This window comes from Nonomuraea solani, assembly GCF_900108335.1.
Lineage (GTDB): Bacteria > Actinomycetota > Actinomycetes > Streptosporangiales > Streptosporangiaceae > Nonomuraea > Nonomuraea solani.
Genome location: NZ_FNVT01000013.1, coordinates 244,663 through 260,440 on the forward strand (window position 1 = coordinate 244,663; position 15,778 = coordinate 260,440).

A 15,778-nucleotide genomic window follows, 5' to 3' on the forward strand; every position below is an offset into this window, starting at 1 on the left:
GACCCGGAGATCCACAGCGACTGGGGGAATGGATCTCCTCGGCCGCCTCGGAGAGGGCGGTCAGGGCGTCGTCTACCTCGCCAAAGATCATTCGGGCACCAACGTCGCGGTCAAGTGGCTGCGGCCCGATCAGGCGGGCGACCAGGTGAGCGTGGAGCGGTTCCTGCGCGAGGTCCAGGTGGCTCAGCAGGTTGCGCCGTTCTGTACGGCCGCCGTCCTGGGCACGGGGCTCGAACAGGAGCGGCCCTTCATCGTCAGCGAGTTCATCGAGGGGCCCTCGTTACAGCGGGTCGTTCAGGAGGAGGGGCCGCGCACGGGGTCCGTCCTGCACCGGCTGGCCATCGGCACCGCCACCGCCCTGGCCGCCATCCACCAGGCCGGGATCGTGCACCGCGACTTCAAGCCGGCCAACGTGATCATCGGGACCGACGGGCCCCGGGTGATCGACTTCGGCATCGCGCGGGCGCTGAACGCCACCTCCACGATCAGCAGCATGGTCGTGGGCACGCCGGCGTACATGCCGCCCGAGCAGATCATGGGGCACACGGTCGGGCCGGCCGCGGACATGTTCGCGTGGGCCGGGGCGATGGTGTTCGCCGCCTCGGGGCGGGCGCCGTTCGGCAGCGACACGATGCCCGCGGTGATCAACCGGGTGCTCAACCAGAACCCCGACCTGGGGGCGCTCGGCGCGGGTCCGCTGCGCGAGGTGGTGATCGCGTGCCTGGCCAAGGACCCGGCGCAGCGGCCGACGGCCGAGCAGGTGATCATGCGCCTGCTGCAGCAGCCGACGGCGAACTCCGGCATGCTCGCGCAGGCCGCCGCGGAGGCGGCCCCTCTACAACAACCCTTCGCACCCCCGTCCGGTCCGATGGGAGGCCCGCCGTCCGGCCACCCGTCCGGGCCGCCTTCCGGGCCGATGGCAGGCCCGCCCTCGGGCCACCCGTCGGGACCGGTGGGAGGGCCGCCGTCCGGGCCGCCCTCGGGCCCGCCGTACGGCCCCGCCTCAGGCCCCGTCCCCTACGCGAACCAGCACGGCGCCCCCATGGGCCGGCCCCCGGCGACCTGGCAGCAGCAGACCACGATGCCGCCCCACCGCGCCCACCCGGCCACACCGCGCAAGAGCAACAAGGGCCCGGTGATCGCCGGCATCACGGTCGCGGTGGCCCTGCTCCTGCTCGCCGTCGTGGTGGTGATCGTCCAGATCGACAGAGCGTCGGTGACCGCCGACCCCACGCGGACCCCGACCACGGAGCGCCCCAGGAAGAGCACCCAGCCCCCGTCCCCCACCCCGGTCGCCGTCCCGCGTACCGGCAGCAAGAGAACGCTCCCCGGCGGAACGATCTCCCTGTGGGAGAACCCCGCGGACGCGATCATCCTGACCTCCTATGAGATCTACAACAAGAAGGAAGACGACTGGATCGACTACGCCAGGGGCTCGCTGCGCGGCACGTTCGCCAAATACGCGGCCAACTGGGAGTCGATGGTCTCCCCCGACGGCCGCTACCTGGCGAGCAGGGGCCGGAGTTACAGCAGCGACAGCTACGACTTCATCGTCGTCACCGACCGTCAGACCGACGAGCGTTCGACGATCAAGACCGTCAAGGAACCGCTGATCAGCAGCATCAGGGCCTGGTCGAAGGACGGCTCGAAGATCCTGCTGAACATCGAGCGGAAGGTCGGCAGCAACTGGCGCTACCTCGGGTTCGTCGTCGTGGACCGGGCCACGAAGAAGATCACCAGGGTCGACGTGGACGACACCTCCATCCGTGAGACGGCCTTCGGCTTCGACGGCGAGGACACGGGCGCGGTCAACATCTACGGCGACGAGAAGAACCGCCGCCTGCGCTTCTTCGACGTCGAGGGCGAGGCCACGCGCTCCACGGCGGGCATCGGCACGCTGTCGGCGGGCACCCAGGACATCTTCTCGCCCTCCGGCAAGGCGTTCGTCACCAACTGCCCCGACGGCGGCGACAGCGACCACTGCATCTGGGACTCGTCCTCGGGCAAGCGCCTGCGGACGTTCCAGTCCGACTGCGACAAGGTCCTCGGCTTCTACGACGAGACCCACCTCTACTGCTGGGAGCAGGACAACAGCACCACCACCGACAGCGTCCAGGTGATCGACTTCGAGGGCGAACTGCTGCGCAAGATGCTGGAAGTGCCCAACGACGTCGACTTCAGCCCCACTTTCACCTACAACCCGGCCAAGGGCTTCTGAACCATCCCGCCCGGTGAGCCGTGATGGAGGTCATGAAGACGCTGATCCGTACGGCCGTGACCGCCGCGGCGCTCGCGGTGGTCACGGCCGCCTGCACGTCATCGCCAGAAGGGCCGACCGGGAAGGGTAAACCGGTTTCCCTGCCACAGATCCGGCTGGTGGCCTACAGCAGTTGTGACGACCTGCTCGGCGGGCTGCGCGAACGCGCTCTCCAGAACGTCACCGCGTACGGCTTCGGCGGCGTCATGCCGATCGCGTACATGGAGGACTCCGCGGTCGCCGCCAAGGGCAGGTCCCAGGCGGCGCCCGAGCACTCCACGACCAACGTGCACGAGGCCGGCGTGGACGAGCCCGACCTGGTCAAGACCGATGGCAACCGGATCTTCGTGGTCTCGGACGGAACCCTGCGGATCATCGACACCGCCACCAAGAAGATCACCGCCTCCCTCAAGCTGACGGAGGGCGACGGCCCGAGCGCCCCCGCCGACCTGCTGATCTCGGGTGACCGCGCGCTGGTGCTCATGCGCGGCGGCGACATCATGTACAAGGCGCGCTCGTTCGCCCCGCCCGCCGACACCCGCTACGTGCTGGTCGATCTCGCGGGAACGCCCAAGGTCCTGAGCACGATCAAGCCCCAGGGCTCGTACGTGGACGCCAGAATGATCGGCTCCACGGTCAGGATCGTCACCCGCAGCCAGCCCGACATCGAGTTCCCCCAGCCCACCGGCGACTTCAACGAGGCCGCGCAGGTCAAGGCCAACCAGGCCGTGGTACGCAAGGCCCCCGCCGAAGCCTGGCTGCCCAAGGTCGAGATCACGGACGCCGCCGGCAAGGTCAGGCAGGACGCGGTCAAGTGCGAGCGGGTCAGCCACCCCGCCGACTACACCGGCACCTCGCTGCTGACCGTGCACACCCTCGACCTCGCGCAGGGCGTCACCGACTCGGGCACCGACCCGATCAGCCTGGCCGCCGACGGCGACATCGTCTACGGCACCGGCCAGAGCCTGTACGTCGCCAGCAACCCCCGCTGGTGGATGCCCACCCCCGTCGTGGACACCCCGGTCGCCCCGGCCGACGACCCCACGCCCGGCGAGCCCGCGGTCACGCCCACGGCCCCGCCGGAGGAGACCGAGATCCACCGGCTCGACGTCACGGCGCCCGGCGCACCCAAATACGTGGCCTCGGGCAAGGTCCAGGGCCGGCTGCTGAACCAGTACTCGCTGTCGGAGCACGACGGCCACCTCCGCGCCGCCACCACGCTCACCTCGTCCGACGGCAAGACCAGTTCGAGCACCGTCCATGTGCTCAAGGCCGACACCATGGCCAAGACGGGCGAGGTCGGCGGTCTCGGCGCGGGCGAGCGCATCTACTCGGTGCGGTTCATCGGCGCGGTCGGCTACGTGGTCACCTTCAAGCAGGTGGACCCGCTCTACACACTCGACCTGCGCGACCCGGCGGCCCCCAAGGTGACGGGCGAGCTGAAGATCACGGGCTACTCGGCGTACCTGCACCCGGGCAACGAGGGCCGGCTGATCGGCATCGGCCAGGAGGCCAGTGAGAAGGGCAGGACGCTCGGCACGCAGGTCTCGCTGTTCGACGTCAGCGACCCGGCCGCGCCGCGCAGGCTGTCGCAGCTCTTCCAGAAGGACTCGGGCTCAGGCGCGGAGTGGGACCCGCACGCGTTCCTGTACTGGCCCAAGACCGGCCTGTCGGTGATCCCGCTGTCGTCGCAGAAGGAGTCGGGCGCTCTCGTCCTGAAGATCGACGACGCGGGCGTGAGCAAGGTCGGCATGATCGAGCACCCGAAGGTGAAGCAGGAGGGGGACGAGTTCACCTTCCAGCCCGGCATCGACCGGTCGATGGTCATCGGGGACGCCATCTGGACGCTCTCCCATGAGGGCGTCCAGGTCAACGACGCCGCCACGCTCGCCTCACAGGCGTGGATCCCGTTCCGTTAAGCGACCATCCGGTGCCGATTCGTAACGAATCGGCACCTTTTTTATGGACTTATCCGTACAAATGATGAAAGCTTTACTTACACCATCAAGTCGGATCGGACGAGGCGTGTCAGATCGCGGACTCCGGTCCCCGTCCCAAGAAAGGCCGCCATGCGATCACGCACCCCCCTGCTCGCATCGCTCGTCACCGCACTGGCCTTACTCACCGTCCCGATTCCCGCGGCCGCCCAGGAGAGCGCCGAGGGGACGTACATCGTCCAGCTCAGGCCCACGCTGGGCAAGGCGCCCCGCACCGCCGCCCAGGACCAGATGGCGCAGGTCGGCGGCGAGCTCGTCGGCGTCTACGAACACGCCTTCAAGGGCTACACCGCCCGCCTGAGCGCGAGCGCCGCCGAACAGCTCAAGCGGAACCCGAACGTCCTCACCGTGGAGCCCGACGCCGAGGTCATCGGCTTCCCGCAGACCGTCCCCACCGGCGTACGGCGCATCTTCGGCCCCGCCAACCCCAACCTGGACATCGACGGCACCGACGACGTACGCATCAATGTGGATGTCGCCGTCGTCGACAGCGGCGTGGACCAGACCCATCCCGACCTGAACGTGGTCGCCCGCGCCAACTGCCTCACCGGCCTGTGCGTGAACAACTCCGGCACCGACGACAACGGCCACGGAACGCACGTCGCGGGCACCGTCGGCGCCCTCGACAACACCATCGGCCCGGTGGGCGTCGCGCCCGGCGCCCGCATCCACGGCGTCAAGGTGCTCAACGCGGCCGGCTCCGGCACCCTGGCCGGCATCGCCGCCGGCCTCAACTGGGTGGTGGCACGCGCCGCCACCATCGAGGTCATCAACCTGAGCCTGGGCTGCAACGGCTGTTCGAGCAGCGCCATCAGCAACGCGATCACGAACGCGGTCAACGCCGGCATCGTGGTCGTCGTCGCCGCGGGCAACAGCCACGTGAACACGTCCTCGTTCTTCCCCGCCAACCACCCCGACGTGGTCACCGTCTCGGCGCTGACCGACAACGACGGTTTGCCGGGCGGCGCCGGGGGCAGCACGCTGTCGTGCCGCAGCGAAACCGACCAGGACGACACTTCGGCCTTCTACTCCAACTTCGGTGCCACGGTGGAGATCACCGCGCCGGGCACCTGCATCTACTCGACCTGGCGGGGCGGCGGCTACAGCACGATCAGCGGCACCTCGATGGCCAGCCCGCACGTGGCCGGCGCGGCCGGGATCCTCACCTCGGGCACCCGCAAGCCGACCACGCGGGCGGGTTCGCTGGCCGTCCGCAGCACGCTGATCGCGACCGGCAACTCCAACTGGACCGACGACTCGGGCGACGGCGTCAAGGAGCCGCTGCTCGACGTGCACGACGCGACGCGCTACTAACGCCGTGATCTAGAACCATCCTGGATAGGGCGGTCCGCGGACCCCGCAGCGCCGCGGGCCGCCCCCTCCTATGTGTGTTCCGGCGCGACCGCGTCTTCCGGCACGACGACCGGGACGATCTCGGGGGCGCCCAGCCTGATCGCGTCGGCCCCCTGGTCGGAGTCCTGCTCCTGGGAGCGCCGCTCGGCCTCCACCCGCTTGGTGTAGTACTCGACCTCCCGCTTCACCTGCTCGCCGTCCCAGTCGAGGGGCCCGCCCATCAGCTCGGCGGCCTCCTGCGCCACGGCCAGGCCGCGGTGGAAGGTCTCGATGGAGATGCGGGTACGCCGGGTCAGCACGTCGTTGAGATGCCGGGCGCCCTCGTGGGTGGCGGCGTAGACGATCTCGGCCCGCAGGTAGTCGTCGGCCCCGCTCAGCGGCCGCGCCAGCGACGGGTCGTCCTCGATCAGCTCCAGCACCTCGTCGATCAGCGAGCCGTAGCGCTGCAGCAGGTGCTCGATCCTGGCCACGTGCAGCCCGGAGCTCTGCGCGATGCGGTGCCTGGAGTTCCACAGCGCCTGGTAGCCCTCGGCCCCCACCAGCGGCACCCGGTCGGTGCACGACCGCGGCACCCGCTGGTCGAGCCCGTGGGCCACCGCGTTCACCGCGTCCTCGGCCATGACCCGGTACGTCGTGTACTTCCCGCCGGCGATCATCACCAGCCCCGGCACGGGATGGGCGACCACGTGCTCCCTGGACAGCTTGGAGGTCTCGTCGGACTCGCCGGACAGCAGCGGCCGCAGCCCCGCGTACACACCTTCGACGTCGTCGCGGGTCAGGGGCACGGACAGCACGGCGTTCACGTGGTCGAGCAGGTAGTCGATGTCCACCCGGGAGGCGGCCGGATGGCCCTTGTCGAGCGTCCACTCCGTGTCGGTGGTGCCGATGATCCAGTGGCGGCCCCAGGGGATCACGAACAGCACCGACTTCTCCGTGCGCAGGATGATCCCGGTCCGCGAGTGGATCCGGTCGCGCGGCACCACCAGGTGGATGCCCTTGGAGGCGCGTACGTGGATCTGGCCGCGCCCGCCGACCAGCTCCTGAATGTCGTCGGTCCAGACGCCGGTGGCGTTGACCACCTGCTGGGCGCGTACCTCCAGCTCCGCGCCGCTCTCCAGGTCGCGTACGCGCACGCCGGTGACCCGCTCGCCCTCCCGCAGGAAGCCCACCACCTGCGCCCTGGGCGAGACGTGCGCGCCGTAGGTGGCGGCGGTGCGCAGCATGGTCATGACGTAACGCGCGTCGTCGACCTGCGCGTCCCAGTACTGGATGGCGCCGGTGAACGCGCTCTTCTTCAGCGCCGGGGCCAGCCGTAGCGCCCGCGATCTGGACAGGTGCCGGTGCCCCGGCACGCCGCGGGCCTGCCCGGCGGCCAAGCCCAGCGTGTCGTAGAGCGCCACACCCGCGCCGACGTAGGGGCGTTCCCAGCCGTAGTGTGTCATCGGGAACAGGAACGGCACCGGCCTGACCAGGTGCGGGGCGATCCGCTGGAGCAGTAGTGCGCGTTCGCGCAGCGCCTCGCGTACCAGCTCGAAGTTGAGCTGTTCCAGGTAGCGCAGGCCACCGTGGATGAGCTTGGACGACCGCGACGACGTGCCCGAGGCGAAGTCCCTGGCCTCGACCAAGCCGACATCGAGCCCGCGTGTCACGGCGTCGAGCGCGACGCCGGCCCCTACGACGCCACCGCCCACCACGACCACGTCGAGCTCCTGGGTCGTCATCAGCTCCAGCGCCTCGGCCCGTTCGGCGGGCCCGAGCCGGGCCGCGCTCCTTCCCGACGTCATATCTCCCCCTGCGACGGCTTTGTCCCCTGCGTTGCATACCTACCCGCAGAGGGAGCTACCTGTAACAAAAGGTCAGGCGCGGACGACCTTGACCCCCGCGTCGGTGAGCCGGCCCGCGGCCGCGTCGGAGAGCTGGGCGTCGGTCACCAGCGTGTCTATCTGGCTGATCGGGCAGATGCGGGAGAAGGCCCGCTTGCCCACCTTCGAGGAGTCGGCCACCACGACGACCTGCGCGGCCCGGCTGATCAGCAGGTGGTTGACGCTGGCCTCGCCCTCGTGGTGGGCCGAGGCGCCCAGCTCGACGTCGAGCGCGTCCACCCCGAGGAAGGCCACGTCGAGCGTCACCTGCTCCAGCACGCCGTTGGCCAGCGGCCCGATGAGCTCGTAGGACTGCTGCCTGGCCACCCCGCCGGTCACCACGAGCTTGACGTGCCGGCGGACGGTCAGCTCGGCGGCGATGTTGAGCGCGTTCGTGACGACCGTGAAGCCGCTCTCCAGCGTGGACAGCGTGGCGAGGGTGCGCGCCAGCTCGGAGGTGGTGGTGCCGCCGTTGAGCCCGACCACGCCGCCGGGCGCCACCAGCTCGGCCGCGGCGGCCGCGATGCGGTGCTTCTCGTCGGCGTGCCTGGCGGTCTTGTAGCGCAGGGGCAGGTCGTAGCTGACGCTCTGGGCGACGGCGCCGCCTCGGGTGCGCATGAGCATCTGCTGCTGAGCGAGCTGGTCGAAGTCCCGCCGGATGGTCGCGGTGGACACGTCGAGCGCCTGAGCGGCCTCCTCCACCGACAGCCTTCCCTCCTGGGAGAGCAGCTCGAGGATGGCGTTCCAGCGGTCGTAGCGGGACACGAAGGCCTCCCTGAGATGAGTACGCACAGTGCCTATCTGCCGAGCTCCGCTCGGAAGCCTGTGTGGATGTCCTCGCTCCGCTGCGGATCCACACAGTGTCCAACTGCCGAGCCTCCGCCCGGAAGGCTGTGTGGATGTCCTCGCTCCGCTGCGGATCCACACAGTGTCCACCTGCCGAGCTCCGCTCGGAACGCTGCGTGGATGTCCTCGCTCCGCTGCGGATCCACACAGCGTGCCACAACCTGGAACTCCAGAGCCAACGGTGTTCATTCATGCTCTGAGCTGATATAAAAACAGCAGAAACAATCAATCACGGGAGGTAAGTGGTGACCACCCACACCGAGGCCGAGATCGCGTCCCAGCCGTCGTGCTGGCGGCGCGCCGTCGCGAACGTGCCCGCCGACGCGCTGCCGCGCGAAGGTGAGCGGGTGGCCGTCGTCGGCTGCGGTACGTCGTGGTTCATCGCGATGGCGTACGCGGTGCTGCGCGAGCGGGCCGGGCAGGGCGAGACCGACGCGTTCGCCGCCTCCGAGTTCCCCGCCGGGCGCGCCTACGACCGTGTGCTGGCCCTGTCGCGCTCGGGCACCACGACCGAGGTGCTGGAGCTGCTCTCCCGGACCACCACGAAGACCACGGCCATCACCGCCGACCCCGACACGCCGATCATGACGGCCGCCGACGAGCTGATCGTGCTCGACTACGCCGACGAGCGCTCGGTCGTGCAGACCAGGTTCGCCACCACGCAGCTCGCCCTGCTCCGCGCCGGCCTGGGCGAGGACCTCACCCAGGCGATCGCGGACGCCGAGCAGGCCGTGTCCGCGCCGCTGCCCGGTGAGCTGGTCGACGCCGAGCAGTTCAGCTTCCTCGGCACCGGCTGGTCGGTCGGCCTGGCCCAGGAGGCCGCGCTGAAGATGCGTGAGGCGTCCCGTTCGTGGACGGAGGCGTACCCGGCGATGGAATACCGGCACGGCCCGATCAGCATCGCCGCGCCCGGGCGGGTGACGTGGATGCTCGGCACCGCTCCCGAGGGCCTGCGCGCGCAGGTCGAGGAGACCGGCGGCACGTTCTTCGAGACCGGGCTCGACCCGATGGCCGAGCTGATCCGCGCCCAGCGGGTGGCGGTCGCCAGAGCCTTCGCCCGTGGGCTCGACCCGGACGAGCCCATGCACCTCACGCGATCTGTGATCCTTTCTTCATGAGCCTTACTCTTGCCGACGCCAGGATCGTGACGCCCGAGGGAGTTCACGAGGGGTGGCTGACCATCGAAGACGGCCGCATCACGCATGTCGGTCATGGATCCGCCCCAGGTCCGGGCCTCAGCGTGGGCGGGCGGCACGTCGTGCCCGGCTTCGTGGACATCCACAACCACGGCGGCGCCGGCGGCTCGTTTCCCACCGGTGAGCAGGACAAGGCGCGCGACGCCGTGGCGCTGCACCGCCGCCACGGCACCACCACGACCGTGGCCAGTCTGGTCACCGACTCCATCGAGGGTCTGACCAGGGCGGCGGCGGCGCTGGCCGAGTTGTGCGACGACGGTCTGCTGGCCGGCATCCACTTCGAGGGCCCCTACATCGCCAAGGCCCGCTGTGGCGCGCATGACCCGACGCTGTTGCGTGAGCCGTCGCCGAAGGAGTTCGCCGGGCTGGTCGAGGCCGGGCGCGGGCACGTGCGCATGGTGACCATCGCGGCCGAGCTGCCCGGCGCGCTCGACACGATCAGGATGGCCGTGGCGGAAGGCGTGATCGCGGCCGTGGGCCACAGTGACGCCGACTACGACCAGACGATCGCGGGCATCGAGGCGGGCGCGACCGTGGCCACGCATCTCTACAACGCGATGCCGCCGCTCGGCCACCGCGCCCCCGGGCCCGTGGCGGCGCTGCTCGACGACGAGCGGGTGACGGTCGAGCTGATCAACGACGGCACGCACGTGCATCCGGCCATGCTGCGGCTGGCGTACGAGGTGGCGGGCCCCGGCAGGACCGTGCTGATCACCGACGCGATGTCGGCCGCCGGCCTGGGCGACGGCGACTACGTGCTGGGCCCCATGCGGGTCCGGGTGGACGGCGGCGTGGCCCGGCTGGTCGAGGGCGGCTCGATCGCGGGCTCGACGCTGACCATGGACGTGGCGTTCCGGCGCGGCGTCCAGGACATGGAAATGTCGCTGCCCGACGCTGTGCAGGTGGCCTCGCTGACGCCCGCCCGGGTGCTCGGCCTGGCCGACAGGATCGGCTCGATCGCCGTCGGCAAGGCGGCCGACCTGGTGGTTCTCTCCGACTCGCTGGAGGTCGACGGCGTGCTGAAGGACGGCGTCTGGATCACGGAGCCCTGATGATTCTCACGGTGACGCTCAACCTCGCCCTCGATGTGACCTACCAGGTGCCCGGCGTCGACTGGGACGGTGTCAACCGGGTCGGCGCGGTGCACAGGCGTGCGGGCGGGAAAGGCGTCAACGTGGCCAGGGTGCTGGCCACGCTCGGCCGTGACGTGCTGGTCACGGGCCTGGCCGGCGGGCCGACCGGGCAGGCGGTCCAGGCCGACCTGCGCGCGGCGGGCCTGCGGCACACGCTGTGCCCCGTCGCCGCCGACTCCCGCTCGACCCTCACGGTGTCCGACACGGCCGATCCGCGGACGGCGCTGTTCAACGAGCCCGGCCCTGAGGTAACCCCGGACGAGCTCCGAAATTTCATGACAACGTATGAGGACCTGTTGGCGACGGCGGAGGCGGTGGTCATCTCGGGCAGCCTGCCGCGCGGCGTCCCCGCCGGCACCTACGCCACCCTGGCGGCCATCGCGGCAGGTCAGGGCGTCCCGGCCATCGTCGACGCGGACGGCGAGCCCCTGCGCCACGCGCCCAAGGGGCGCCCCTCCGTCGTCAAGCCCAACGCCGAGGAACTGGCCAGGGCCGTGCCCGGCGGCACCCCGGTCGAGGGCGCGCAGGAGCTGCGCAGCCAGGGCGCCGAGGCGGTGGTGGTGTCCATGGGCGCCGACGGGCTGCTGGCCGTCACCGGGGAGGGAACGTTCCGGGCGCGGATGCCGTACACCGTGCGGGGCAACCCGACCGGGGCCGGCGACTCGCTGGTCGCCGGGCTGGCGCTGGGCCTGGTCGAGTCGGATCCGTGGCCCGAGCGGCTCAGGCGGGCCGCGGCGCTGGGCGCGGCGGCCGTGGCCAGGCCGGTGGCCGGGGAGTTCGACCGAGACGTCTACACCGAGATCCACCCCCAGATCATCATCACGTAAGGAGCCCGCCATGCCCCTCGCCACCATCGGCGACATCGTCAGTCAGTCGCCCGCGGGCGTGGGCGCGTTCAACGTGATCCAGCTTGAGCACGCCACCGCCATCGTGACCGGCGCCGAGGCCCTGGCCCTGCCGGTCGTCCTGCAGATCAGCGAAAACTGCGTGCGCTACCACGGCGCGCTCGAACCGATCGCGCTGGCCGCGCTCTCGGTCGCCCGGCAGGCCGACGTGCCGGTGGCCGTCCACCTCGACCACGCCACCGACCGCGCGCTCGTCGAGGAGGCGGTCCTGCTGGGCCTGGGCTCGGTCATGTACGACGCCTCCGCCCTGCCCGACGAGGACAACGTCGCCGCCACCGCCGAGGTGGTGGCCTGGTGCCACGAGCGCGGCGTGTGGGTGGAGGCCGAGCTGGGCGAGGTCGGGGGCAAGGACGGCGTGCACGCGCCTGGGGCCCGTACCAAACCGCACGAGGCGGTGGACTACGTGGCCAGGACCGGCGTGGACGCGCTGGCCGTGGCCGTGGGCACCTCACATGCCATGACGACCAAGGACGCGGTGCTCGACCTGGAGCTCATCGCCGAGCTGCGGGCCGCCGTGCCGGTGCCGCTGGTGCTGCACGGCTCGTCGGGGGTGCCCGACGACGTGCTGCGCGAGGCGGTGCGGGAGGGCATGAAGAAGATCAACATCGCGACCCACCTGAACAAGGCGTTCACCGGCGCGCTGCGCGACTACCTGGCCCACGACGAGCGGGTCGTGGACCCGCGCAAATACGTCAAGGCGGGCCGGGACGCGGTGGCGCGCGAGGTCACGCACCTGCTCGGGGTGCTCACGGGCTGAGCTGTTTGCGCATCAGGACCGCCGAGCGGCCCTCGACGCCCTCGCGGCCGGTCTCGACGTAGCCGAGAGACTCGTACAAGGCGATGTTGGAGGCCATCTTCACGTTGGTGTAGAGGCGCAGCGCGGCCAGCCCCAGCCGGCGCGCCTCTTCCTCCGCGTACGCCATCAACCCCCGCCCGAGGCCCTTGCCCCGCGCCTCGGGACGGACGGCGACGTTCTCCACCAGCAGCACGCCGTCCTCGGGAACGAGCACGATCAGCCCGTCGAGCTCGTCGGTGACGTGCACCCGGCCCGCCGCGATGAGCGCCGCGTAGTCGGCCTCCATCGGCAGCGGCCGCATGCCGATGACCTCGATCCACGGCGCGTAGGCGTCGTGGACCAGCCGCTCCACGACCTCCCTGTCGCCCGCTCCCGCCAGTCTCATGCGCCCAATCTTGCCAGGACCCGTTCGACCTGCCGCCCGAAGGTGCCGGGCGGGTTGCGGCTCCGCCACCTCATAGGCCAGGTCGCTGTGCCCGGAGTCCTCGAAGTCGACGATCCGGACCCTGGTGCCGTCCCACAGGAAGTTGGCCAGGTTGCCGTCGCCCGCCCCGAACACCGGCGTGACGCCTTCCTCGCAGGCCGGTGGCTCCGGCGCCAGCCCGGGGACGTGCTCGGCCAGCAGGGTCAGTGCCCGCCACTCGCGCTCGGCCGCATCGGGCCTGGTCGTGACGTACCGCTTGATGACGCGGTCGCCCTCGTACGCCAGATCGTTGACATGCGCAAGATCAGCCATCCCGCATGCTAGGACGGCGCCGACCTCCTCATCACATCCTCCTCCGCAGGAACTCCCGCTCCACCTCGTTCCCCGACCGCGCGATCGCCGCCTCGTACGCCTCGGCGGCCTCCGCCGTCCGCCCCATCCGGCGCAGCAGGTCAGCCCGTACGGCATGGAACAGGTAATAATCGCCCACCTCAAGCCCGTCCACCAGCCGCAAGGCCGCCGCCGGCCCCTCCACCTCGGCCACGGCCACGGCCCGGTTCAGCGCCACCACCGGACTCGGGTCGAAGGTCAGCAGTAGGTCGTACAGCCGCAGGATCTGTCCCCAGTCCGTCTCCCCCACGTCGCCGTGCACGGCGTTGATGGCGGCCTGCACCTGGTAAGGGCCCGGCAGGTCCCGCCGCAGGCACCACCTGACCAGCTCCTGGCCCTCCTCGACCAGCCCGCGATCCCACAGCCCCCGGTCCTGCTCCGCCAGCGGCACGAGCTCCCCGCTCGCCGTCGTCCTGGCCGCCCGCCGTGCCTCGATGAGCAGCATCAGCGCGAGCAGCCCCACGACCTCGGGCTCGTCCGGCATGAGCGCCGCCAGCAGCCGCCCGAGCCGGATGGCCTCGGCGCACAGGTCCTCGCGGACGAGCCGGTCGCCGGAGCCGGCGGTGTATCCCTCGTTGAAGATCAGGTAGATCACCGCCAGCACGGCCCGCAGCCGCTGCGGCAGATCGGCCTCCTCCGGCACCCGGTACGGGATCCCGGCCGCCGAGATCTTCTTCTTCGCCCTGGTCAGCCGGGCCGCCATCGTCGCCTCGGGCACCAGGAACGCGCGGGCGATCTCCGCGGTCGTGAGCCCGCCCAGCAGCCGCAGCGTGAGCGCCACCCGCGCGGGCATGGCCAGCGCCGGATGGCAGCAGGTGAAGATGAGGCGGAGCCGGTCGTCACGCACGGCACCCTCGTCCACGGGCTCGCCGGGGTCGTGCAGGAGGGCGGCCTGGGCGTGCTTGCCCGGCCGCGCCGACTCCCTGCGCAGGCGGTCGATGGCCCGGTTGCGGGCAGTGATGATGATCCAGCCGGCCGGGCTCGGCGGTGGCCCGGACTCCGGCCACTGGCGTACCGCCACGGCGAACGCCTCCTGCACCGCCTCCTCGGCGAGGTCGATGTCGCCGAAGACGCGGACGAGCACGGCGACCGCCCGGCCGTACTCCTCGCGGAACACCCGCTCGATCACGTCCCGAGCTGCCGCTCCATGGCCTCTACGGCGTTCTTGGCCTCCAGCAGCGAGGCGCCGGTGGCCTTGCGGTAGATCTTGATCGCCATGATGGTCTTCCCGTTGCGCAGCTCCTGGTAGAACTGCGGCGGCAGGGCCGAGCCGTTGGGAATGGAGTCGATCACCGCGGGGTCGATGCCGAGATGGCGCTGCAGATAGGCGACCTGCTTCTCAAGCCGGGCAATTCGCTGCTCAAGGGATTCCATGCCGGAAACCCTATGCTCCCGGCCACCACGAACGGTGACCGGGAGCTTCTCGGCTCAGCGCTGGATGGGCGCGAGCTGGAAGGCGCTTCAGCGCTGGATGGGTGCGAGCTGGAGGCCGCTTCAGCGCTGGATGGGCGCGACGACGACCTCGACGCGCTGGAACTCCTTGATGTCGGAGTAGCCGGTGGAGGCCATGGTCCGCTTCAGCGCGCCCATCAGGTTCATCGAGCCGTCGGCCACGCTGGAGGGCCCGTGCAGGATCTGCTCCAGGGTCCCCACCGTCCCGAACGCGACCCGCCGCCCACGCGGCAGGTCCGGGTGGTGTGCCTCGGAGCCCCAGTGGAACCCGTGCCCCGGCGCCTCGGCCGCGCGCGCCAGCGGCGAGCCCACCATCACGGCGTCGGCCCCGCAGGCGATGGCCTTGGCGATGTCGCCGGAGGTGCCCATGCCGCCGTCGGCGATCACGTGCACGTAGCGGCCGCCGGACTCGTCCATGTAGTCGCGCCGCGCCGCCGCCACGTCGGAGATCGCGGTGGCCATCGGCACGGCCACGCCGAGCACGTTGCGCGTCGTGTGCGAGGCGCCGCCGCCGAAGCCCACCAGCACGCCGGCCGCGCCGGTGCGCATCAGGTGCAGGGCCGCCGTGTAGGTGGCGCAGCCGCCCACGATGACCGGCACGTCGAGCTCGTAGATGAACTGCTTCAGGTTGAGCGGCTCGGCCCGGCCGGACACGTGCTCGGCCGAGACGGTGGTGCCACGGATGACGAAGATGTCCACGCCCGCGTCGATCACGGCCTTGTGGTATTGGACCGTACGCTGCGGCGACAGCCGCACGGCGGTGGTCACCCCGGAGGCGCGGATCTCCGCGATCCGCCGGCCGATCAGCTCTTCCTGGATCGGCGCCGCGTAGATCTCCTGGAGCCGCTTGGTGGCCGCCTCGGCGTCGAGGGCGGCGCACTCCTCCAGCAGCGGCAACGGGTCCTCGTAACGCGTCCAGATCCCCTCAAGGTCGAGGGGTGCCAGGCCGCCGAGCCGGCCGATCTCGATGGCGGTGGCCGGCGAGGCCACGCTGTCCATGGGAGCGACGACCACGGGCAGCTCGAACCGGTAGGCGTCGATCTGCCAGGCGATCGAGACCTCCTCCGGGTCACGCGTGCGCCGCGAGGGCACCAGGCCGATCTCGTCCAGCGAGTATGCCCGCCGGCCGGCCTTGCCCCGGCCGATCTCCACCTGCTGAGTCATCCA

The 15,778-nt window shown here is 70.8% G+C and carries 13 protein-coding genes; 7 read left to right on the top strand and 6 right to left on the bottom strand.

Annotation, left to right across the window (positions count from 1 at the left end; all coding sequences use genetic code 11):
• Nucleotides 1-28: 28 nt before the first annotated feature.
• From C4V41_RS37930 to C4V41_RS37940, 3 genes are all read left to right on the top strand, one after another.
• Complete coding sequence (locus C4V41_RS37930; RefSeq protein ID WP_160150524.1) at nt 29-2,218, top strand: WD40 repeat domain-containing serine/threonine protein kinase; 2,190 nt, start codon at nt 29-31, stop codon at nt 2,216-2,218.
• A gap of 32 nt (nt 2,219-2,250) precedes the next feature.
• Complete coding sequence (locus C4V41_RS37935) at nt 2,251-4,176, top strand: beta-propeller domain-containing protein (protein WP_200824489.1); 1,926 nt, start codon at nt 2,251-2,253, stop codon at nt 4,174-4,176.
• A 150-nt stretch (nt 4,177-4,326) separates the two neighbouring features.
• Nucleotides 4,327-5,568 carry a S8 family peptidase gene (locus tag C4V41_RS37940; protein WP_103960822.1) on the top strand — a complete coding sequence of 414 codons (1,242 nt, stop codon included), beginning with the start codon at nt 4,327-4,329 and terminating at the stop codon, nt 5,566-5,568.
• A 68-nt stretch (nt 5,569-5,636) separates the two neighbouring features.
• Here the strand turns inward: C4V41_RS37940 and C4V41_RS37945 are convergent, their stop codons facing one another.
• Complete coding sequence (locus C4V41_RS37945; RefSeq protein ID WP_103960823.1) at nt 5,637-7,391, bottom strand: glycerol-3-phosphate dehydrogenase/oxidase; 1,755 nt, start codon at nt 7,389-7,391, stop codon at nt 5,637-5,639.
• 72 nt (nt 7,392-7,463) lie between these two features.
• On the bottom strand, nt 7,464-8,234 hold the full coding sequence (locus C4V41_RS37950; protein ID WP_103960824.1) for a DeoR/GlpR family DNA-binding transcription regulator: 771 nt from the start codon (nt 8,232-8,234) through the stop codon (nt 7,464-7,466).
• 326 nt (nt 8,235-8,560) lie between these two features.
• Between C4V41_RS37950 and C4V41_RS37955 the strand changes: the two genes are divergently transcribed.
• From C4V41_RS37955 to C4V41_RS37970, 4 genes are read left to right on the top strand one after another with little or no spacing between them, the layout of a single operon-like run.
• Nucleotides 8,561-9,433 carry an SIS domain-containing protein gene (locus tag C4V41_RS37955; protein ID WP_103960825.1) on the top strand — a complete coding sequence of 291 codons (873 nt, stop codon included), beginning with the start codon at nt 8,561-8,563 and terminating at the stop codon, nt 9,431-9,433.
• Nucleotides 9,430-10,563: an N-acetylglucosamine-6-phosphate deacetylase gene (gene nagA, locus C4V41_RS37960; protein WP_103960826.1), complete on the top strand. Its 1,134-nt coding sequence runs from the start codon at nt 9,430-9,432 to the stop codon at nt 10,561-10,563. The genes C4V41_RS37955 and nagA overlap by 4 nt, the downstream gene beginning before the upstream one ends.
• Entirely contained in the window at nt 10,563-11,471 is a 909-nt protein-coding gene (locus C4V41_RS37965; protein WP_103960827.1) for a 1-phosphofructokinase family hexose kinase, read from the top strand. Before nagA ends, C4V41_RS37965 begins: the two co-directional genes overlap by 1 nt.
• A 10-nt stretch (nt 11,472-11,481) precedes the next feature.
• The gene (locus C4V41_RS37970; protein ID WP_103960828.1) at nt 11,482-12,306 is read left to right on the top strand and encodes a class II fructose-bisphosphate aldolase; all 825 of its coding nucleotides are present in this window, start codon (nt 11,482-11,484) and stop codon (nt 12,304-12,306) included.
• Here the strand turns inward: C4V41_RS37970 and C4V41_RS37975 are convergent.
• The 4 genes from C4V41_RS37975 to C4V41_RS37990 all read right to left on the bottom strand — a co-directional run bounded on the left by C4V41_RS37975 (nt 12,296) and on the right by C4V41_RS37990 (nt 15,763).
• Nucleotides 12,296-13,081 carry a GNAT family N-acetyltransferase gene (locus C4V41_RS37975; RefSeq protein ID WP_103960829.1) on the bottom strand — a complete coding sequence of 262 codons (786 nt, stop codon included), beginning with the start codon at nt 13,079-13,081 and terminating at the stop codon, nt 12,296-12,298. The genes C4V41_RS37970 and C4V41_RS37975 overlap by 11 nt on opposite strands.
• A gap of 31 nt (nt 13,082-13,112) precedes the next feature.
• The gene (locus C4V41_RS37980) at nt 13,113-14,288 is read right to left on the bottom strand and encodes an RNA polymerase sigma factor (protein WP_103960830.1); all 1,176 of its coding nucleotides are present in this window, start codon (nt 14,286-14,288) and stop codon (nt 13,113-13,115) included.
• Complete coding sequence (locus C4V41_RS37985; protein WP_103960831.1) at nt 14,285-14,533, bottom strand: hypothetical protein; 249 nt, start codon at nt 14,531-14,533, stop codon at nt 14,285-14,287. The genes C4V41_RS37980 and C4V41_RS37985 overlap by 4 nt, the downstream gene beginning before the upstream one ends.
• 120 nt (nt 14,534-14,653) lie before the next feature.
• Nucleotides 14,654-15,763, bottom strand: coding sequence for a GuaB3 family IMP dehydrogenase-related protein (locus C4V41_RS37990; protein ID WP_103960915.1), 1,110 nt, complete (start codon nt 15,761-15,763; stop codon nt 14,654-14,656).
• Nucleotides 15,764-15,778: the final 15 nt, after the last annotated feature.

Bases quoted from the DNA above. Each gene is read 5' to 3' on its own strand.
- C4V41_RS37965 (WP_103960827.1), top strand. From the start codon at position 10,563: ATGATTCTCACGGTGACGCTCAACCTCGCCCTCGATGTGACCTACCAG.
- nagA (WP_103960826.1), top strand. From the start codon at position 9,430: ATGAGCCTTACTCTTGCCGACGCCAGGATCGTGACGCCCGAGGGAGTT.
- C4V41_RS37935 (WP_200824489.1), top strand. From the start codon at position 2,251: ATGAAGACGCTGATCCGTACGGCCGTGACCGCCGCGGCGCTCGCGGTG.
- C4V41_RS37930 (WP_160150524.1), top strand. From the start codon at position 29: ATGGATCTCCTCGGCCGCCTCGGAGAGGGCGGTCAGGGCGTCGTCTAC.
- C4V41_RS37970 (WP_103960828.1), top strand. From the start codon at position 11,482: ATGCCCCTCGCCACCATCGGCGACATCGTCAGTCAGTCGCCCGCGGGC.
- C4V41_RS37940 (WP_103960822.1), top strand. From the start codon at position 4,327: ATGCGATCACGCACCCCCCTGCTCGCATCGCTCGTCACCGCACTGGCC.
- C4V41_RS37945 (WP_103960823.1), bottom strand. From the start codon at position 7,391: ATGACGTCGGGAAGGAGCGCGGCCCGGCTCGGGCCCGCCGAACGGGCC.
- C4V41_RS37975 (WP_103960829.1), bottom strand. From the start codon at position 13,081: ATGGCTGATCTTGCGCATGTCAACGATCTGGCGTACGAGGGCGACCGC.
- C4V41_RS37985 (WP_103960831.1), bottom strand. From the start codon at position 14,533: ATGGAATCCCTTGAGCAGCGAATTGCCCGGCTTGAGAAGCAGGTCGCC.